This is a genomic window from Metabacillus halosaccharovorans, from assembly GCF_002019635.1.
GTDB lineage: Bacteria > Bacillota > Bacilli > Bacillales > Bacillaceae > Metabacillus > Metabacillus halosaccharovorans.
On the sequence record NZ_KV917371.1, the window covers coordinates 761879 to 782295 of the forward strand.

16 protein-coding genes are annotated in these 20417 nt (G+C 38.5%); all 16 read right to left on the reverse strand.

Annotated features, from left to right (window positions below):
- Positions 1-100: 100 nt before the first annotated feature.
- A complete protein-coding gene (locus tag BK577_RS03715) occupies positions 101-463 on the reverse strand; it encodes a phage holin family protein (RefSeq protein WP_078431681.1) in 363 nt (120 codons plus the stop codon).
- A gap of 1 nt (position 464) precedes the next feature.
- Positions 465-662: a PspC domain-containing protein gene (locus BK577_RS03720; RefSeq protein WP_078431682.1), complete on the reverse strand. Its 198-nt coding sequence runs from the start codon at positions 660-662 to the stop codon at positions 465-467.
- A 17-nt stretch (positions 663-679) separates the two neighbouring features.
- A complete protein-coding gene (locus tag BK577_RS03725; protein ID WP_078431683.1) occupies positions 680-1762 on the reverse strand; it encodes a DUF4097 family beta strand repeat-containing protein in 1083 nt (360 codons plus the stop codon).
- A 12-nt stretch (positions 1763-1774) separates the two neighbouring features.
- Positions 1775-2101, reverse strand: coding sequence for a magnetosome magnetite crystal formation protein family (locus BK577_RS03730; protein WP_078431684.1), 327 nt, complete (start codon positions 2099-2101; stop codon positions 1775-1777).
- A gap of 119 nt (positions 2102-2220) precedes the next feature.
- Positions 2221-3783 (reverse strand): glycoside hydrolase family 32 protein, encoded by a 1563-nt coding sequence (locus tag BK577_RS03735; RefSeq protein ID WP_078431685.1) that lies wholly within the window; start codon positions 3781-3783, stop codon positions 2221-2223.
- Between the two features lie 77 nt (positions 3784-3860).
- Entirely contained in the window at positions 3861-5321 is a 1461-nt protein-coding gene (locus BK577_RS03740) for a glycoside hydrolase family 68 protein (protein ID WP_078431686.1), read from the reverse strand.
- A gap of 186 nt (positions 5322-5507) precedes the next feature.
- Entirely contained in the window at positions 5508-6770 is a 1263-nt protein-coding gene (locus tag BK577_RS03745) for an ABC transporter substrate-binding protein (RefSeq protein WP_078431687.1), read from the reverse strand.
- A gap of 9 nt (positions 6771-6779) precedes the next feature.
- Positions 6780-7973 (reverse strand): response regulator transcription factor, encoded by a 1194-nt coding sequence (locus BK577_RS03750; RefSeq protein WP_078431688.1) that lies wholly within the window; start codon positions 7971-7973, stop codon positions 6780-6782.
- 32 nt (positions 7974-8005) lie between these two features.
- A complete protein-coding gene (locus BK577_RS03755) occupies positions 8006-9811 on the reverse strand; it encodes a sensor histidine kinase (RefSeq protein WP_078431689.1) in 1806 nt (601 codons plus the stop codon).
- A gap of 299 nt (positions 9812-10110) precedes the next feature.
- Positions 10111-11802 (reverse strand): methyl-accepting chemotaxis protein, encoded by a 1692-nt coding sequence (locus tag BK577_RS03760; RefSeq protein WP_078431690.1) that lies wholly within the window; start codon positions 11800-11802, stop codon positions 10111-10113.
- Positions 11803-12239: 437 nt separating this feature from the next.
- A complete protein-coding gene (gene uvrA, locus BK577_RS03765) occupies positions 12240-15116 on the reverse strand; it encodes an excinuclease ABC subunit UvrA (RefSeq protein WP_078431691.1) in 2877 nt (958 codons plus the stop codon).
- A 7-nt stretch (positions 15117-15123) separates the two neighbouring features.
- On the reverse strand, positions 15124-17109 hold the full coding sequence (gene uvrB / locus BK577_RS03770) for an excinuclease ABC subunit UvrB (protein WP_078431692.1): 1986 nt from the start codon (positions 17107-17109) through the stop codon (positions 15124-15126).
- A gap of 337 nt (positions 17110-17446) precedes the next feature.
- Complete coding sequence (locus BK577_RS03775) at positions 17447-17680, reverse strand: DUF2198 family protein (protein ID WP_078431693.1); 234 nt, start codon at positions 17678-17680, stop codon at positions 17447-17449.
- A gap of 20 nt (positions 17681-17700) precedes the next feature.
- Complete coding sequence (locus BK577_RS03780) at positions 17701-18144, reverse strand: GNAT family N-acetyltransferase (protein WP_180321201.1); 444 nt, start codon at positions 18142-18144, stop codon at positions 17701-17703.
- A gap of 91 nt (positions 18145-18235) precedes the next feature.
- Positions 18236-19822: a peptide chain release factor 3 gene (locus BK577_RS03785; RefSeq protein WP_078431694.1), complete on the reverse strand. Its 1587-nt coding sequence runs from the start codon at positions 19820-19822 to the stop codon at positions 18236-18238.
- A gap of 368 nt (positions 19823-20190) precedes the next feature.
- Positions 20191-20361: a hypothetical protein gene (locus BK577_RS25885; RefSeq protein WP_169908081.1), complete on the reverse strand. Its 171-nt coding sequence runs from the start codon at positions 20359-20361 to the stop codon at positions 20191-20193.
- Between the last annotated feature and the right edge of the window lie 56 nt (positions 20362-20417).

Sequence of the window (20417 nt, forward strand, 5' to 3'; positions counted from 1 at the left end):
ACCTTAGTTTTTCTTATACTATCATCAATAAAATCTTATACTTTCTGATAGTACTAGAAAAAAGAGCAAGATTCTCTCCCTGCTCTTTTTAAACAAACGTTTATTTATCCTTCTTCATCGGTTCAACAATCCCTTTTTGAATCATCACATTCAAGATCGCAATAAAAACAGCGGCAAGTAATGCCGTTCCAAAACCATCTATATTAAACGCATCACCCATCAACCCTTCTGTAATCATTAGCGTTACAGCATTAATAACAAAAAGAAATAACCCCAAAGTCAGAACCGTCACAGGTAACGTTAATAAAATGAGAAATGGTTTCACAAGCACATTCAGGATAGACAAGATAAAGCTCGCTCCTATTGCTGCCCAAATCCCGCTTAAATGAAAGGAATCAAAAAACCCGGCTACGACAATTAAAATGAGAGCATTCACAAGAATGCTCACAATCCACCTTTTCATCTTACATTACGTCCGTTTCTTCCGGGATTAAGAAAATGGAGATCAAATAGATGATTCCCATTGGAAAGAGGCCTGTGAAGAGTAAAACGATCACGAATAGGATACGTACTAAAGATGCGTCCATTCCGAGATATTCTGATAAACCTCCTAATACTCCGGTTAGTTTCTTATTCTGGCGAGATCTTGTTAGTTTCTTCATGTTTCATCATCCTTAAATTATTTAATCTCAATAGAGCCTGTTTTTGAGTCAGCAAAAAGAGTCATTTTTGCCTGCTGTGCTGTACGGAACTTAAGCTCTTTTTGAATTGTTTCATTTTTCTCATAGAAAATCTCTACATCATTAAGCAGTGCAGATAAGGACCCTAAATTTGATTTTAACTCTCCTACGATTGTACTTTCTTCCGGAACCGTAATATCAATATTTCCTGTCGCTGTTTTTGCATAGAATGTTTCACAACGATCATCGTTAAGCTTTACTTGTACATTACCATTAAAACTCTGCGCATCCAGCTTTTCTGCTGATCCATTAAATTGAATATGACCGCTGATCGTTTCCAGTTCAAGCTTATCAAACTGAGCATCTGAAAGTTTAATTTGCCCGTTTGCTGTTTCAAATTCTCCTTTAGCACCATTGAGTGAAGAAAAAGAAACAACACCGTTTGCTGTTTTTACCCTTATGGCTTCTACTCTTAAATCTTCCCCTCTAATCGGTCCGTTAAACAATTTCACTTTAACTTGTTCATATGTCTGTTCTGGCAGTCTGACAATCATGTTTATTTTCATCGTCTTTTTCTCTGTAAAGAACACAAAACGGTTTCCTTCCACTTGGCAATCAACACCGGCTAAAAAGGTTTCTCTTGCTTGTTCAGTGTTTTCGACACGGAACACTTTCACATCACATTCAACCCTAATATCCTTTTCAGGCCAAGGTTCGAAGCTGACACTTCCATTTGTAAGCTGAATATCAATATCCTGGAACGAATCACTTTGAAATTGAAAAATATGCTGAAGACCGATTGATTTACCAAAATTAAGATCTAAATCCATATCCTTTACTTTTTTGACGGCTGAATCGACCCAATCCATTAATTTATTTCCCATTGATTGCTTTTGTTCTGCAGAATCGTGATCATCATTAGAAGACTGCTTATTTCCCAAAACCTCAGTGGACAAAGCATTTATTTTTTCTTCCTTCACCGCTTCCTCATTTTCTAAGGCTTCAATAAGTGATAATGCTTCTTCCGCGGAAAGTTTTCCTTCTTCTACTAATCTTAAAATTCGTTTTCTTTGCTCTTTCATCCAAACTCCTCCTTAAGATTCTTTTGTGAAAATTTTAATTCCTTTAACAATGTTCCAAATAAATACAATAAGATTGATTAACCCAACTAATACAAAACCAGTAATGATAAGAAAAAAGGCGGTATCTTCTGAAGAACTAGAGGCTGCTGCAAAGAAAATCGTGATGAATAGACCTATAATAGATAAGAACGGAATAATGTGTGAAACAAGGGCTTTTTTGGCATGCTGTTTTACTTCGTGATGATCGACAACAAAATAAATGATGATAGGTAATAAAAATGGGGCAATAAACACACTAAAATAATTTAATGAAGCAAGGAATTTATTCGTATTATCCATTTCCTTCACTCTCCTTATCTTTAGTACGTATGAAAAAGGAAGAGGTTTCAGTATTGTTTCATGAATTTTTTTATTTAATGGTAAGGGAATTTGACCAAATCATCAAGTGATTTGGTCTGTTAGTGGTTGACTGACTTCATATTCGTGAACTTAAGGTTGGAAAAAACAGCTTCTCCTCCTTCTGAAAAGAGTGAGATTCCTTGATCTTTTTCTTCCGGAAAAATAACTTGTGAGTGTACTTTTTTTCCATCGTCAATAAAAACCTCAATGCTGTTTGTGTCAACGAGGATCTTCAGATGAACCTGCTTCTTGTTTGTGTTAAATGGTGATGTACTTTCTACTAGTTGCTGATTTTCATCAGGATGGCCTGTATTAGAGCGATTGACATAAAAGTAAGGCTGCTCAGGGTTATAGAAAATCCCAACATCAACATGTTTCTTCTTATCAGCCGACTCAAGTAGTCTTAGACCGACATTTTTGAGTTTTTCCCATGAGATATCAGCTTCTAGTTGATAGACATTTCCTTTTAATGGGAGAGTTTTAGATCCATTTACGTTTATGTTCTTGAATGATTCTGTTGTTGTTTCCAACTTGTTCAGGGCTTCAATAGGTTGTGAGGCCAGATAATAGTGATTGTCACCTTCATGTTTTAATTCAATTTGACGTACAATTGAATCCATCCCATTAAAGTCTTCCTGTAATGTTGGAGTGTTATGAGCATATGCCCAATTATTCATCCAGGCGAAGGCATAGCGTCTTGTTAGGTTATCTTTTTGTGTTCCATCTTCAAAGGTAACTCCACCATACCAATCAAACCCGTAATCAAGCCATTGAGGATCATTCTGTTCAGCAATAAATTCTTTTCCATCGAAATCACCGATCCAGTAAGCATACGTATTTGGCTTGTTTGTAGAAAGTCCGTTCGCACTCACTCCAAGCACCCATTTTAAAGCCCCATCATCGGCTTGCATAAGGTAGAGATCAGGACATTCTACAATACCCATTCCCTCGGTTGTAAAACCACTTGTATATTCCCAGTTTATCAGGTTATTTGATTCGTAGAACCCTATTTTAGCTCCTTCTGCCATGACCATTTTCCACTTTTCATCCCGCTCATCCCACATCACCTTTGGATCCCGGAAGTCATGTGTTCCCGGATTTTCCATAATTGGTTTATCCCCATAAGGAGTGAATGTTTGTCCTTTGTCGGTGCTGTACCATAAAAATTGTTCCTGCTTCCCACCATCAGCTGAAGGCTGTGTCACAATGGCAATGAAAGCTCCTTCTCCAAATCCTGCTGTATTCTCCCAATCTATGACAACTGAGCCTGACCATGGATCTCCATTTTCAGTCGTATATTTTGGAATGGCTACACCTTCATCCTGCCAATGCACAAGATCTTTTGAACTGGCATGCCTCCATTCTGTACCATTTCCATCTGGGTAATCACGGTTATAAAGGTAGTAATAATGATATTTCCCATTCACATAGAGGGGTCTTTGAGGATCGTTTTTCCATTTATCAGGTACGGTAAAATGGTAGTGAGCACGAATTGAGGACGTTTCTGTATCTTCTTTATTGGTTTGAGTAGGTGTTTCTTTTTTGAAATTCATCACAAATACAATTACACCTACAATTAGAAAGCAAATAAGAAGGAAGCCGATTTTTTTATGTTTTTGCATATTGATCACCACGTTTAGCTTCAGTATATAGAAAAAGAAAATGCCTTATGTAAAGCGGCATTTTCTTTTTAACTGAATTATTTAATCGTTATTTGACCTTGCTCAAGAATTCCATCTTTCACAACAGAGGTTTTATCACCTTTAATGTTTAATAGGAAGCTTGGTGCAAAGGTAGATTGATGGTCTTCAAAATATCCTCTGTTTGTCATATAACTTGTTACGACTGTATTATCGCTTCCTTCTTGCGGAATCGCGAAATGTGCGTAAGTCCATGTCACATCATATGGATCAAGATCTTGATGTAACACAAGTCCTGTTTTATTTAATGGCTTGTATGGGCCTGTTAATGAGTTTGACACATAACCTAATAGATAAATATCTTCATCATCAATACCATCAATCGTCATTTTAGATCCTCTTGAGCTTGTAAATAGATACCATTTTCCATCCTTTTTAAAGATGTTTGGACGCTCAATTTCGTCTGTTACTGTGTTTGATGCAATCAGTGGCTTCATGACTTTCTTTAATGAGTAATCATCATTAATTTCAATAATTCCAAGTGCACCGTTTGATATTTCCGCTAAATCCTTTTTAGGACTATTTAATAGATTGCTTTTTTCACTTCTGAAGAATGCTTCACTTTTACCGTAATAAGCTTTATTAAATAATGAGTTCTCACCTTGGTAACCTGTTTCTGTTCCTGTGTTCGCTTCAAAGACAAGGTATTTACGGCCATTTTCTTCAATATAATGAGGATCTCTTAATGTATGATTATCTGAATAATCTCCACCGCCAAATGCTTGTTGAACTGTTTGATAGTTTTTTCCGTCTCCATCAAAGATCGATTTGTGATCTTCAATTCCATCTACTTTCAATGTGTTTTCACTTGGCTCAGATACATTGATTTGTGCAGTTGTTAATGTTTGCTTACCGAAGAATCCATTCGCAGGATCCCAACCATGTCGGTTTGTATAAAATAAACGAACTTCTCCGTCAGACGTTAATGTTGCAGAACCAGACCATTCTTCTGCTTGGTCTCTTAAATTTTGTTCATCTGATTTGAATTTGTCGGAATCTTTAAAGACTCTTCCTGCATTTTTCCAGCTATCAATTGAATTGTCGCCAACTTTTTTATAGAACATGTAGATGAATGTGTCCCAGCCTCTATCAGGGTCACCTGCTAAACCAAAAACAATTTGGTAGCCATTATAGGTTGCAACTGTCCCGTCGGCATTTTGTAATGGCCATGTATCCCATACATCTAAATTAATTAAGTTTCCTAGCTCATCATAACCTTTTGCAGATGAGATATTTTTAATTTTTGACTCATCAAATTCAGGAACAGTGTATTTAGAATCTCCCTGCTGTTCAATAAGTTTATGCATATCAGAACGTGTGATATGGGAAATTCCATAGTCCTCTTTGTGATCACGGGAATCTTTTTCTTTCGCAAACGCAAAAGACTCACCGCCCCCTAATAAAATAGCTGTACTAAGTGTTACGACTGTTGCTTGTTTGGCAAAACTCTTAAAGTTCATCGCTTATCCTCCTAGCAAGTTTTTGTTTACAACTAAAATTATAGGGTAATAGCGCTATCCGAGGATATGTCACAAATTGATCGGAATTTCGTCGTAAATTGATATGACATAGGGACAAAGGCGCTGGGGCTGGATGGGACAAAGGGACAGGTACACTGTCCCTGAAGGGGACAAGGGACCTGTCCCCTAGTCCCAGGATTGTTGTAGTTCTTGTAGTAGTTGGTCGCGGTTTAGCTGGTTGTCGATGTATTGTTGCATGGAGGAGCCGAATTCTTCTCTGATGCCGACGGGGAAGTGGAACCAGTTGGAGGATAGGGTTTTTCCTTGTTTATAGTACGTTAAGGTGTCATGTGCAAGTGGCCCTAGATGATTTGTTTCAATGTTCTTAAACGCCGGGATGAATTTAAATTGTTCGGTCATATATGATTTTCCTTGTGTTGATGAGACCATCCAATTTAAGAATTTCTTTGCTTCTTTTTTCTTTTCAGATGATGATTGTTTATTGATGACCCAATAATTTGAAACGCTCACGACAAGAGCATCGTTTTTTGGTTCATCATTGATGGGAATCGGCATAAAACCAATATTCATATTTGGCGAAGCTTGGTCAATCATCGGTTGAACCCAGTTGCCTTGAAGGAGAATGGCTGCTTCACCTTTTGTAAACATGTTTAATTCCATTGAATAGTCAGTCGTTAATGGTTGTTCATTTCCGTATTTTATGGTTAGATCGAGCAAGTCAATCATCTCTTTGAATACCTGATTTGTTGTGATTTTTTCACTTCCTGAATGGAGATTTTTTATAAATTCATCAGGATCATCTTGCTGAGCAAAGGCTATATTTAATAGAAAAACTCCGAGCTTCCATTCTTCATAATATCCATTTGCAAAAGGTGTAATGCCTGCCTTTTGTAATTGTTCCGCTGCTTTTTCTAATTCTGTTCGTGTTTTTGGAGATGTTTGAATTCCCGCTTTTTCAAATAAATCTTTATTGTAGATAAAGCCGTATCCTTCCATATTGACAGGCATTCCATATAACTTTTCATCAAACGTCATAGGGATTAGAGTTTCATTGTAGGCTTGTTTGACCCACGGCTGATTTGATAAATCTTCTAAAAGGTTCTTCCATAGCTTACCTTGCTCATATCCATTATTCGTGAAAATATCCGGACCTTCTCCTGCTGCAATCTGCGCTTTTAGATCTGCGAGATCATCTGTTGCTCCCCCAACCGTTTCAACTTGAATGTCTATGTTTGGGTTTTCCTTTTCATAAGCCTTCACCATTTGCTCAAATTGTGTTGAAATTTCCACTTTTGGATTTCTCACTTGTAGTGTCAATTTGGGCTCAGCTGCTGCTTTCGATTCCTTTAGCTTCGTCGCTTCCTGACAAGCTGAAAGGGTTAGACTTAGGCCTCCAACTAATAATAAACCTGTGATCCTTTTTTTCATTCTTTCACCTCAGTATGTTTCACATTCCCTACTGGTCAATGCTTGTTTTTCTTTTGCATTTCGGTACTCAAAAGGTGTCATACCAACCACTTTTTTGAATAGTTTTGAAAAGTATTTTTCATCCTGATAGCCGAGCATTAATGAAATAGAGAGGATACTCTCCTCTGTTTCCATAAGCCACGTTTTCGCTTGATTAATTCTTAGGTTCATGACATATTTGGACAGTGGCAATCCTGTTTGTTGTTTAAACTTTCTTGAAATGTGTTCACGACTTAAGAAGAAGCGGTTTGCCAGTTTTTCCAAACTTAGTTCTTCCATATAATACATCTCTACATATGCTACGATATCCTGCATCCGGCGGGCATCATCCAAGTCATTTACACGATGAATTGATCGAAAGTTTTGACCTTCCATTTCCCTTTGTAAATCCCGAAACGATCTTGGGATTTCATTTAATAAGCTGATCGGCTTGCCGCTAACAAGTCTGATCGGAATATCAAACTGCTGACTAATCCATTCTTCAATCAAAATCCAGTCCGATTCATTTGACATCACGAGACAAAGTGAGGAATCATGCTGAAGAGCAAAAGCATTCCCCCATCCTTGTTTCATAAGCTCAGCAGCTAGCTGCTGTATATAAGGTTCAGCATGATGCATTTGATAAAAAGACATAAGTGTTAATTCGTATTGATTCGCATGAGGAAGAAATGAAGCTATTTCCAGCTCATCAAATTGTTCTCCTATACAGGCTTGTGTCACGACCTGGTTCATGCGAAACCTTTTAACACTTTCCAAATCCCCATTATCTTTGTTGCTTCGTTCCTTTTCTTCCTTTTTCCAGGCTTCAACTGCGGCAGCTAATGTGTGATTAAACGGCTCTGCTTCAATGGGCTTTAATAAATAATCAAAGCTGCTAAACTGAATGGCTTTTCGCATGAAGGAATAGTCGTCATAGCCTGTGATGAAAATCACTTTTCCTGTATAAGAGTTTGTATGCAGCCATTCAATCAGCTCCATCCCATTCATTCCGGGCATTTTTATATCAGTAAAAATAATCTCCGGGCTTTCCTTTTCTATGATTTTTTTGGCTTCTTGTCCATTTGCCGCTTCAAAAAGAGTCGTAATACCATATTTCGCCCATTCACCTAATTGCTTCATCACAAAACGGACATTGATTTCATCATCGATCATGAGAGCCTTCACTTTATCCCATCCTCCTTTGATGTAGGAAAAAATCAATAGATGTTAGATTTATCTAAAAAGATCGTCTTTTCATCCTTTTGCAGGACAGCCTCAAGCGGGATAATAAGTTCCACACAAAAGCCTTCCCCATTCTTCGTATCGAGCTTCAGGCCTGCATTCTCCCCATAGTTTAAAACTAAACGATCATGGATATTTTTCAGACCAATATGCTCGTGTGAATTTGTTCCCTCATAAGAAGAGGAATAGATATGTTCTCTTAATGAGTTTAATTTTGAAGAAGAAACACTTGACGTGTCATTTTCCACGGTAAGAATGACGTTCTCACCTGTTCTTTTTCCATAAATACTTAAACTGGCATCATAGAAGCCTTCTTCATAACAATGCTTAAAAAAGTTCTCAACTAGCGGCTGAACGATCATACTCGGAATCTTCATATTTAACAGTTCTTTGTTTAACTGTATGGAAACATTAAGTTCATGTCCGAAACGCTCTCTTTGAAGAGAAAGATAACGTTCAATATACTGGACCTCATCACGTAGAAATACCCATTGATCAGCTCGGATCGAGTACCTCATCATGTTGGATAAAGTGGTTACTAATTTATAGACATTTGGAGCATCTGACCTTAATGCCACAGCCCCGATTGATTGCAGGGCATTAAACAAGAAATGCGGATTCACCTGCGCTTTCAGAGCTCTAAATTGATTTTTTCTATTTTCAATTTCCAGTTTATATTCCCGGTCAATATGAAGATTTATTCGATCCATCATCTCCTTCATATGATTGTCTAAATGGCCGATTTCATCTTTTCTATCACTACCAAACGGCACCTGTCTCTTTCCGCCCTCAATGGACCGAACCTTTTGGCTAAGAGTTTTTATCGGACGAGTAATTCTGTAGGAAACATATCCAATCATCAAAAGTCCCATCAATCCGACTCCGATACCAACTAAGATATTGATGATTGCTGTTTGCCTCGCCTCTTGAAATAAATATTGACCAGGTGTGATTTTCACCAATTTCCATTGATCTAGTGATCCGGATAATGATTTAGTTAAGATAATCTCTCCATTTGAATTCTTGTTCTCTGCATTCATTTGCTTCAGTAACCCTTTAGGTGCTGGTTTTCCGATTAATGATGCATCAGTTGCGTACATGACATGATCATTAGCATCAATAAGCAGCACTGATTCTTCATTCTCCTCAATCAGGCTGTTACACAACCTAGCATAGACATCAAGATTAAGATCAATGGAAATGAAGCCAAGAACTTCGTTTGATAAAATATCAACTATTTTATGGTGAATCGTCAACACTACCGTCTTGTCAGACTCCGGAACAATCGCAGCATCATTATAATTTTCAATCTGATGCGGCGGTTCAATCAGATCAGAACTGTTCGAATTGTATAGTTTTTTAATAGATTCTTCATTCAATACGTCCGGTTTTTGCTTCGGAGCACTCACTTTTGCATGATAAGCTGTAATCGACTCTTTCTTTTTATCAAGATAAAAACGCACTTGACGGATTTCATTTCTCATCAAATAAAATGTTTCAACACTGTTTTCTTTTGATTGTGGAGGAAGGTCTTCTGATTCGTCTGTGAAAATAGTAAAAAAATCAGGATTTCGGTAAATCAGGTAAGGCAGATTAACCATTTCATCAAAATATTGCTCCAGTTCCTCCGAAAGTTTATCCATCTGATGATGACTAGCCTTAAGAGCTTGCTGTTCCACTCTATTTTTTGTATATCCATAAATAACAAAAACAGATAAAAAATACGGGATGATAATAAAAATAAGAAGCATAAGGAATAAACGACTTCTGATGCTCTTCATTCATATGCTCCTTTCCATAAAACCAAATCTCTTCTTACCATATCTAATTCTATTTTTAAGCTTTCGTCAACTTGGATAAATGTGTCAAACCAATACACAATAATGAGCTATTTCCTAATCTAATAGAGTTTGTGAACGGTTACTAAACGAAATGTCCCTTCCTTCTTTTTGGAAGAAATGAACCTATTGTACTAGATGGAGAGTTAATATGATGAAAAATAGTTAGAAGGAACGGAATCTGAAAAGTGTATAATAGAAAAACCCGCCAGTATAGACGGGTTTTTTTGTTTTTTATCTATTTAAATCTTAAAGCTACCTACTACATTTTTTAATTCCTCAGCCATATGTGCCAGAGCCTGGGCTGATGCATCGATTTCCTGCATGGACGCCAACTGTTCCTCCGTTGATGCAGCCACTTCTTCAGAACTAGCCGCATTCTCTTGAGCCAAACGGGAAACATCCATCGCCGAGTTCGCAATTTCATCAATACTAGCCGAAATTTGCTGCACTGTTGCTGTTACTTGTTCAATCTGCGGGGTAATATTCTTTGTACTTGTCAGGATCTGAGCAAACTTTTCAGAGGTTATTTCTGATACTTTTACCCCTTCCTCCGCATTTTGAACAACTTCATTCATAATATTTACCGATTCTTCGGTATCTTTTTGAATGAATGTAATTAAATCTGCAATACTCTTTGTTGATGCTTGGGACTGCTCCGCTAACTTACGAACTTCATCAGCAACGACAGCAAAGCCTTTACCATGTTCTCCAGCTCTTGCCGCTTCAATGGCTGCATTTAACGCCAGTAAATTCGTTTGATTCGCAATATCACTAATCACATCCAAAATAGAACCTATTTCTGTTGAACGCTGTGATAGTGTTTGAACCACTTCATTAGAACGTCCTACTGATTCACGAATAAACCTCATTTGGGTTAGGCTGTTTTTCACATAATGCCCGCCATCTTCTGCTTCCTTTGTTGTTTCTCTTGAAAGCTCAGAAACAGTTGAGGAGCTTTCAGAAATATGATGAATTCCTTGTAAGACTTCATGTAATGAGCTTGAATTAAGTTCCAGCTTTGTCGTTGTTTCCTCTGCACTACTTGCAATTTCCTGAATCGCAGAGGAAACGGTTTCTGTTGCTTTGCTCGATTGCTCTGCACTTGCATTCAATTGTTCGGCCGATGCTGCAACCTGATCTGAATGATCAGCAATCGAGCGAATCATTTCCCTCAAATTATCTGTCATAGCATTAAATGATTCGTTAAGATCATGGATTTCATCTTTATTCTTCATGGTTATCTTTTCTACTTGGAGATTTCCTGAAGCCACCTGCTTCGCTGCGTTACCCAACCGAACGATAGGTCCTGTAATAAAAATTGAGATAACCACTCCACAGAAAATAGCAAAAACAGCAGCAACACTGCTTAGAACGATTAGAGTTAATTGTGCCCGATCAGACTCTTCCTTTGTTTCTTTCACTCTTTCTTCTAAAATATCTTCTCTTAACCAATTATTCATAGAAAGAGCTTCCTCTGTTAAGCTCGTACTAATTGGGACAATCAGTTTTAAGCCATCCTCATTTGCCTTTGCTTCATCGATTGATTTTTCATCCATGACACGGTTCGCCGTTTCTTTAAATTGATTATTTAGCTCCTGAATGGACTGAAGACGATCCTTTGTTTCTTGTAAGGTTGATAGCTCAAGTCCTCTGGATATACTTTCATTTAATTGAGTATTTGCTTCATTCATCTTGTCTCTAAAGCTCTCATCATCGTACAGCATATAGGCACGATAATATCCCGTCTGCAAGGCTGTATCTGTTTGAATTGCTTGAGAAATCGCTCTTAACTCTGCCACCGTTTCGATCACATATTCATATGATTCATTTGATTGTTTCATATTTTGATAGGAAAACAGCGAAGCTGCCCCAAAAATAATCGAAACAACCAAAAAGCTCCCAATTATTTTTCGCTTGATTGATAAATTCATGATGTTCTAAACCCTTTCTTCTTGTTATTCTGGATGGTCTATTTTGATGAAGCCTTTTTGCACAATAAAAAAACACCTCTAATCCTAGGAAAATATACTTCAGCCTGGAATCAAACGCGCCTTTAGCAAGTGGCAGGATCGCTACCCTTGTACCAAATTAACTTTTGCAGAATGTAAATAAAACGATTAAAAAGAAACAGGTTCGCTATTACTTGTTAATGGTTTATTTTATAATAATATTCACTTTTATAATCTGGTTTGTGCTTCGGCATCAAGAGTAATCGATTTGACCCTTAGAAAACCTTGTACGAGTTCTATCCCATCCAGGATATTATATCGGCTAAAATTTTCTATTATTAAGGAAATCGAGGATTGTTTTTAATATATAAAAGTAAAAAAAGCTGATCTCTAAAGAAATCAGCTTTTCATCCAGAAGATTAGCTTTGTGCTACCTCTTCTTTTTCTTTTATTAATTTTCTCATTCGATCCCGATCGCGTTCTATAACCGGTTTTAGATATTTTCCTGTATAGGATTGTTCATTGTTCATAATATCCTCCGGAGTTCCATAGCCAACGATTTGACCACCTTTGTCTCCACCTTCAGGACCTAAGTCAACCAAATAATCAGTTGCTTTGATCACATCTAAGTTATGTTCAATGACGAGGACGGTATCACCATTATCTACCAGGCGTTGCAGGACTTTTAATAATCGTGCAATATCATCAACATGAAGACCTGTTGTCGGTTCATCCAAAATATATAAAGAACGGCCTGATGATCGTCTATGCAGCTCTGATGCCAGCTTTACCCTTTGGGCTTCCCCGCCGGAAAGAGTTGTCGCAGGCTGTCCAAGAGTTATATAGCCAAGACCTACATCATAAATTGTTTGCAGTTTACGCTTGATTTTAGGAATATTTTCGAAGAACGAAACAGCATCCTCTACCGTCATCTCAAGAACGTCAGAAATGTTTTTGCCTTTATATGTGACCTCTAGTGTTTCACGGTTGTAACGTTTCCCATGACACACTTCACAAGGAACATATACGTCAGGGAGAAAATGCATTTCAATTTTAATGATTCCATCACCGCGGCATGCTTCACAACGTCCGCCTTTTACATTAAAGCTGAAGCGTCCTTTTTTATAGCCTCTCACCTTTGCTTCATTTGTTGTCGCGAAAACATCACGGATATCATCAAAAACACCTGTATATGTTGCAGGGTTTGATCGAGGTGTCCGGCCGATTGGTGATTGATCAATATCAATGACCTTCTCAAGATGTTCGATTCCTTTTACCTCTTTGTGTTCACCTGGCTTTGCCTTTGCCTTGTGAAGCTTTTGTGCTAATGTTTTATGAAGAATCTCGTTTACTAACGTACTTTTTCCGGAACCTGAAACACCTGTTACCGCGATAAAAGTTCCTAATGGAAATTTCACACTTACATTGCGGAGATTGTTTTCCTTTGCACCTTTTATCTCGATATAACGGCCATCAGGTTTTTTGCGTTCATACGGAAGCGGGATAAACTTCTTACCGGATAAGTATTGACCTGTTAAGGAATTGTCATCATTCATCACTTCTTCAGGCGTTCCGGCAGAAATGACCTCTCCACCATGGATTCCGGCACCCGGACCAATATCAATTAAATAGTCTGCAGCCATCATCGTATCCTCATCATGCTCAACAACGATAAGTGTATTTCCGATGTCACGCATATTTTGAAGGGTTTGAATTAAGCGATCATTATCTCGCTGGTGAAGACCGATGGAAGGTTCATCAAGAATGTATAAAACACCTGTTAAGCGCGATCCGATCTGAGTAGCAAGACGAATCCGCTGAGCCTCTCCCCCAGATAATGTACCGGCAGCACGATTAAGGGTTAGATAATCAAGTCCAACATTATTTAGGAACCCTAATCTTTCACAAATCTCCTTCAAAATAAGATTGGCAATCTGCATTTCTTTTTCTGTCAGGGATAAATTTTGAAAGAATTCAAGTGACTCTTGAACAGATAGTTTTGTAATTTCTCCAACATGATTTCCCTGGATTAAAACTGCAAGAGTTTCCTTTTTAAGACGATACCCCTTACAGCTCGGGCAATTTTGCTGTCCCATATACTTTTCCATTTGCTCACGAATGAAGTCTGAGGTTGTTTCCTTATATCGTCTTTCAACATTTCGGATAACACCCTCAAATTGAATATAGTTTTCACGAACTTGGCCAAAGTCATTTTCATAACGGAAATAAATTTCCTCACCATCACTGCCATATAGTACTTTATCCAATAAATGCTTCGGAATATCCTTAACCGGGATATCCATATCAATTCCATAATGATTGCATACAGCTTCAAGCATTTGCGGATAATATTGTGAGCTTGTCGGCTCCCAAGGTGCAATCGCATGCTGCTTAAGAGAAAGGTCCTTATTCGGAAGCACAAGGTCTAAGTCTACTTTCAGTTTTGATCCCAAACCATCACACTCAGGACAGGCACCAAACGGGCTATTGAACGAAAACATTCTCGGTTCAAGTTCCCCGATTGAAAAGCCACATTGCGGACAGGCATGATGCTCACTGAACAGAAGCTCTTCTTCTCCCATCACATCGATGATTACTCTGCCTTCCCCTAGACCTAAAGCAGCCTCAAGTGAATCGGCTAATCGTGAAGCAACTCCTTCCTTCACGACAATACGGTCAATCACCACTTCAATGGAGTGCTTTTTGTTCTTCTCAAGCTCAATCTCTTCTGAAAGCTCATGCATTTCTCCATCAACACGAACACGTACATACCCTTGTTTTTTAATATCTTCAAATACTTTCACATGTGTTCCTTTTCGTCCAGACACAATAGGAGCAAGGACTTGAAGCTTTGTACGTTCCGGATATTCCAATATACGGTCAACCATTTGTTCAATTGTTTGGGAGGAAATTTCAATTCCGTGAACAGGACAGGTTGGACGGCCAACTCTTGCATAAAGCAAGCGCAGGTAATCATAGATTTCCGTCACGGTCCCAACAGTTGAACGCGGATTTCGACTTGTTGTTTTTTGATCAATTGAGATGGCTGGTGATAGCCCTTCAATCGCATCAACATCAGGTTTGTCCATCTGGCCTAAAAATTGACGGGCATATGCAGACAAGGATTCAACATAACGTCGTTGTCCCTCAGCATAGATGGTATCAAAGGCCAACGATGATTTACCTGAACCAGATAAGCCTGTTACAACAACAAGCTTATCACGCGGAATGGTCACATCTATATTTTTTAAGTTGTGGGCACGCGCTCCCTTCACAACAATATGTTCCATTGCCATAATTGCTTCATCCTTCCGCTTTCAGTTCTAAAATTAAATCACGAAGCTCGGCAGCACGTTCAAAGTTTAACGATTTTGCTGCCTCCTTCATTTCATTTTCCATTTCAGCTATGACTTTATCTCGTTCTTTCTTCGTTAACTTCGTCAGTTTACTCGCAGCAGTTGTTTCATACTCTTCCTGGTCTTCCGCTGCCATTGTTGCACGGATCGCATCACGGATTTCTTTTTGGATTGTTTGCGGTGTAATACCATGCTGTTTGTTATATTCCTCTTGAATCTCACGGCGACGCTTTGTTTCATTGATCGCGATCTCCATTGAGTTTGTCATTTTATCTGCGTACATAATAACATGACCTTCTGAATTACGGGCTGCACGACCAATTGTTTGGATAAGCGAGCGCTCTGAGCGCAGGAATCCTTCTTTGTCCGCATCCAAAATTGCGACAAGTGAGACCTCCGGGATGTCCAAACCTTCTCTTAACAGGTTAATCCCGACTAATACATCATATTTTCCAAGACGGAGCTCACGAATGATTTCAATCCGCTCTAATGTTTTGATTTCTGAGTGAAGATAGTTAATTTTAATGCCGATTTCCTTCAGGTAATTTGTTAAATCCTCAGACATTTTCTTCGTTAAAGTGGTAATAAGTACACGCTGATTTTTTTCTACTCTTGTTTGAATTTCACCAATTAAATCATCGATCTGCCCTTCAATTGGACGAATATCAATGGTCGGGTCAAGCAACCCTGTTGGGCGGATAATTTGTTGAATCATTTCAGGTGAATGTTCTATTTCATATGGACCAGGTGTGGCCGATACAAATACGATGTTTTCGATATGTTTTTCAAATTCCTCAAAACGCAGCGGTCTGTTGTCCTTTGCTGATGGCAAACGGAAGCCATGGTCAACAAGAACTTGTTTACGCGCTTGGTCTCCATTAAACATACCCCTAATTTGCGGCACTGTAACATGTGACTCATCAATAACAATAAGTGAGTCCTCAGGGAAGAAGTCCAGCAGTGTATATGGTGTTGAACCTGCCGGGCGCAAAGTTAAATGTCTGGAATAGTTTTCGATTCCCGAGCAAAAACCCATTTCTCTCATCATTTCCAGATCATATCTTGTCCGTTGCTCAAGACGCTGTGCTTCAAGAAGCTTGCCATTTTCGCGCAAATCCTCCAGTCGCTCCTCGAGTTCGACTTCAATGTTCTTGATAGCTTTTTCCATTTTCTCTTCTCTGGTAACGAAGTGGGAAGCCGGGTAGATGGCTACATGCTCACGGTCACCCATAATTTCACCTGTTAATGCATCCACTTCACGAATCCGGTCAATTTCATCACCGAAAAATTCCACACGGATACAGTGCTCATCACGGGAAGCAGGGAAAATCTCTACAACATCTCCGCGAACTCTGAATGTTCCTCTTCGGAAATCTATATCATTTCGTTCATATTGCACATCGACCAGTTTTCTTAGCAATTGATTTCGTTCAATTTCCATCCCTGTACGTAATGAAACAACTAACTCTTTATATTCCTCAGGTGAACCGAGGCCATAAATACAGGACACACTGGCAATAATAATGACATCTTTCCGTTCAAAAAGCGATGATGTAGCCGAGTGACGAAGCTTATCAATTTCATCATTAATACTGGCGTCTTTTTCGATAAATGTATCTGTTTGCGGCACATAGGCTTCCGGTTGATAATAATCATAGTAGCTGACAAAATATTCAACAGCATTATTCGGGAAAAATTCTTTAAACTCACTATAGAGCTGTCCTGCTAATGTTTTGTTATGAGCAATAATTAATGTTGGTTTATTCACTTCTTGTATCAGATTTGAAACAGTAAAGGTCTTACCTGTACCTGTTGCCCCCAGCAATGTTTGGAATCGCTTGCCCTGCCTGATTCCTTCAACTAATGACTTAATGGCTTTAGGTTGATCACCCTGCGGTTTGTATTTTGAGACTAATTCAAATTGATCGCTCACTCATAAGCCTCCATTCCGTTTTATCTCTATGAATAGTTTACCATATAATAGTGGAAAAACACTAAAAATACGAACTATAGTTCGTATTTTATTTTTATTATGTATTAGTATGCTGAGAGCTTTCCTCATATAGAGGAATTTTGCAACTTTTCATGTATTTTTGCAACTATCTCGGTTTTTTTTGCAGGTTTGCATTTATTTTTGCAGGATCCGGGATTTTTTTGCAACTTTCTTTTATTTTCTTGCAACCTTGGAATGAAACCATTTTTTTATATAAAAAAAGAGCTAGCACAGCCCTTTCTTACTTAAGTATTTCTCTTTTTGTGAAACCTCAAACCTATTTCTTCTTCAGCAGGTCCGCCTTCATTTTTCTTGCATAGAAAAACCCGACAGCAAGTGAAACGATGTCGATAAAAAAGATACTCGGTCCATGTGTATAGCCTTTCATATAGGAAGCAAGAAGCAGAGCTGCTGTTAATGCCGTTCCAACATAATGATTATAGCTTACCCGAGTAAAAAGCAGAACAAGAAGAAAAGGCATAATAAGTGCTAAAATCACCTTTATAACCATCTATATCACCTGTTCTTCCATTATAGTGATAAATTGTAAAAATACACAGTATCCTCTTTTGCATAGCCTTCCGATTCGTAAAGGGCTTGTGCTTTTACATTGTCTTTCGATGTTTCCAGTAAAATTCCTGCCGTGTTCGTTTCAACCGCAAATTCTTTCGCTTGATTCATAAGTGCTTTACCTACACCGTGTCGGCGATATTCTTCAGCAACGAACAAATCATTCAGCAGCCATTTTCGTTTCATTCCGACGGAAGAGAAAATGGGATAAAGCTGAACAAATCCGGCTGGAAGTCCGTCCTTGCTTTTTGCCAGGAATATGGTTGATTCATTTTGCTCCATTCTTTCCTTTAGAAAGGCTTTTGCTCCTTCAAGGTCAGATGATTGTCCATAAAAGATTCGGTAATTGTTAAATAATACAGCTACATCGTCCAAGTCTGACATTGTTGCTTTAATAATATTCACATGCTTCCCCTCGATTCTAATGATATATAGCCAATTCTATCATGAAAATCGTGCAAAAGAGGGCTAATTTTACATCATTAGCCCTCACCGTTTATTTCTGTGATGTAACACCTTGGTAGTCGTTTTCTTCTAAAAGATCAACTAACTCAATGTCTTTTTGATTTTCTAAAAAGTATCGCAATGTGAATTCATTTTCAAACAGTACCGCATAGGCACCAAAACGGTCACGAACAAGCATGCTTCTTGAATCAAAGAAACGTTTATCAAACTTCTCGCTCTTGATCCATCTTGGAATTCGTTCTCCAAGTGGAGTGAATTCAATCTCGACATTATATTCAGCCTTCATTCGGTATTCAAACACCTCAAACTGAAGCTGACCGACTGCACCAAGGATGATCGAGTCATTTAACTCTTGTCGGTATAGTTGAATCGCGCCTTCTTGAACAAGCTGTTCAATACCTTTTCGGAATTGCTTCGACTTCATGACGTTTTTCGCCTGAACCCGCTTGAATAGCTCAGGTGGGAATTGTGGCAGCTCTTCATATTGATAAGAGTCTTTTCCACCAATTAATGTATCACCAATTTGATAAATATTTGGGTCATAAATTCCAATAATATCACCAGGATAAGCTTCATCTACCGTGTCACGGTCTTTTGCCATAAAGGCCTGCGTTTGATTTAGCTTAATCGTTTTATTTGTACGACTTAAGTTCACACTCATTCCGCGTTCAAATTTTCCGGAACATACACGGAAAAAGGCAATACGGTCACGGTGTGCCGGGTTCATATTGGCTTGGATTTTAAAGATATAGCCTGAAAATTGATCTTTTTCCGGCTCGATTAAACCTTGATCTGTTTTACGCGGCTGTGGTTGTGCAGCAAATTGTAAAAATGTATCAAAGAATGTTTGCACACCAAAATTAGCAAGGGCACTACCAAAGAAGACAGGTGTTAACTCTCCTTTTTCCACTCGCTCCGGTGAGAATTCATTCCCTGCTTCTTCAAGCAGTTCCAGCTCACCTAATGTATCTTGATAGATGACATTTTCCTCAATATCTGTGCCAGATAACTCGCTTAGAGGAATCACTTCTTCCTCTTCATCACCTTTGAAGCGAACAAATTGCTTATTAAAGCGGTCATGAATACCTAAGAAACGTTTCCCGCTTCCAACCGGCCAGTTCATAGGATATGATTCAATCCCAAGTACTTCCTCAATTTCAGAAAGCAATTCCAAAGGATCTCTTCCTTCACGGTCAAGCTTGTTGATAAATGTAAAGATCGGAATTCCTCTCATCCGGCAAACTTTGAAAAGTTTAATGGTTTGAGGCTCAACACCTTTTGTTGAATCAATGATCATGACAACACTATCTACCGCGGTTAATGTACGGTATGTGTCTTCACTAAAGTCTTCGTGTCCCGGTGTATCTAGAATATTGACGTGGAATTCATGATACGGGAAGCTCATAACACTTGATGTTACCGAGATTCCACGTTTTTTTTCAATTTCCATCCAGTCAGATGCGGCAAATTTTCCTGATTTCTTTCCTTTAACTGTTCCTGTTGAACGGATAATTTGACCAAAGAAAAGGAGTTTTTCTGTTAACGTTGTTTTCCCTGCATCCGGGTGGGAAATGATCGCAAACGTACGTCGTTTATTTATTTCCTGTTGTAAGCTCATTCGCAATAACCTCTTTTAATTAAATTCGTGCTTCAAATATACTACAAAGCGCTTCAAAGAACAATTTGTTTAGGGAAACTTAGACTTTATCTTATTGACCCGTGTAAATTTGGCTAAACTTCCCAAACTTGTAGCTTTTCAAGAAGTGTTGGGCCGGTTGACTTCCGCTACAGGATGCTCGCTTTCCGTGGGGCGGGCGGTGAGCTTCCTCGGCGCAAGCGCCTGTGGGATCTCACCAACTCCGCTACTCCCACAGGAGTCTCGCACCTTCCGCTCCATCAACCTAATTAGTTTTGCTCAACAAAACTATAAAAACACAATTGTTAATAAAGAACCAAAATAAAAACAGGGGAATCGTCTCCCCCTGTTTAGCGCTGATACCGTCTTTTATGTTTTATTCTTTCTTTATTTTTCTCCGTTTCAACTAAATTCCATGCGGTGGTGTATCGGTATTTTTTTCCCCAGATTTGAATGAGCATTTTCATTCCGGTTATAAAGCATAGAATTAATAGACTTACAATTAGAAATAATATATCCATCTTCGTTCCCCCAATCATTCTTGTACACATGTATATGTTTTAGATGGGGAAACATG

Bases quoted from the DNA above. Each gene is read 5' to 3' on its own strand.
- BK577_RS03775 (WP_078431693.1), bottom strand. From the start codon at position 17,680: ATGGTTATAAAGGTGATTTTAGCACTTATTATGCCTTTTCTTCTTGTT.
- BK577_RS03745 (WP_078431687.1), bottom strand. From the start codon at position 6,770: ATGAAAAAAAGGATCACAGGTTTATTATTAGTTGGAGGCCTAAGTCTA.
- BK577_RS03720 (WP_078431682.1), bottom strand. From the start codon at position 662: ATGAAGAAACTAACAAGATCTCGCCAGAATAAGAAACTAACCGGAGTA.
- BK577_RS25885 (WP_169908081.1), bottom strand. From the start codon at position 20,361: ATGGATATATTATTTCTAATTGTAAGTCTATTAATTCTATGCTTTATA.
- BK577_RS03755 (WP_078431689.1), bottom strand. From the start codon at position 9,811: ATGAAGAGCATCAGAAGTCGTTTATTCCTTATGCTTCTTATTTTTATT.
- BK577_RS03730 (WP_078431684.1), bottom strand. From the start codon at position 2,101: ATGGATAATACGAATAAATTCCTTGCTTCATTAAATTATTTTAGTGTG.
- BK577_RS03785 (WP_078431694.1), bottom strand. From the start codon at position 19,822: ATGAGCTTACAACAGGAAATAAATAAACGACGTACGTTTGCGATCATT.
- BK577_RS03760 (WP_078431690.1), bottom strand. From the start codon at position 11,802: ATGAATTTATCAATCAAGCGAAAAATAATTGGGAGCTTTTTGGTTGTT.
- BK577_RS03735 (WP_078431685.1), bottom strand. From the start codon at position 3,783: ATGCAAAAACATAAAAAAATCGGCTTCCTTCTTATTTGCTTTCTAATT.
- uvrA (WP_078431691.1), bottom strand. From the start codon at position 15,116: ATGGCAATGGAACATATTGTTGTGAAGGGAGCGCGTGCCCACAACTTA.
- BK577_RS03725 (WP_078431683.1), bottom strand. From the start codon at position 1,762: ATGAAAGAGCAAAGAAAACGAATTTTAAGATTAGTAGAAGAAGGAAAA.
- BK577_RS03715 (WP_078431681.1), bottom strand. From the start codon at position 463: ATGAAAAGGTGGATTGTGAGCATTCTTGTGAATGCTCTCATTTTAATT.
- BK577_RS03740 (WP_078431686.1), bottom strand. From the start codon at position 5,321: ATGAACTTTAAGAGTTTTGCCAAACAAGCAACAGTCGTAACACTTAGT.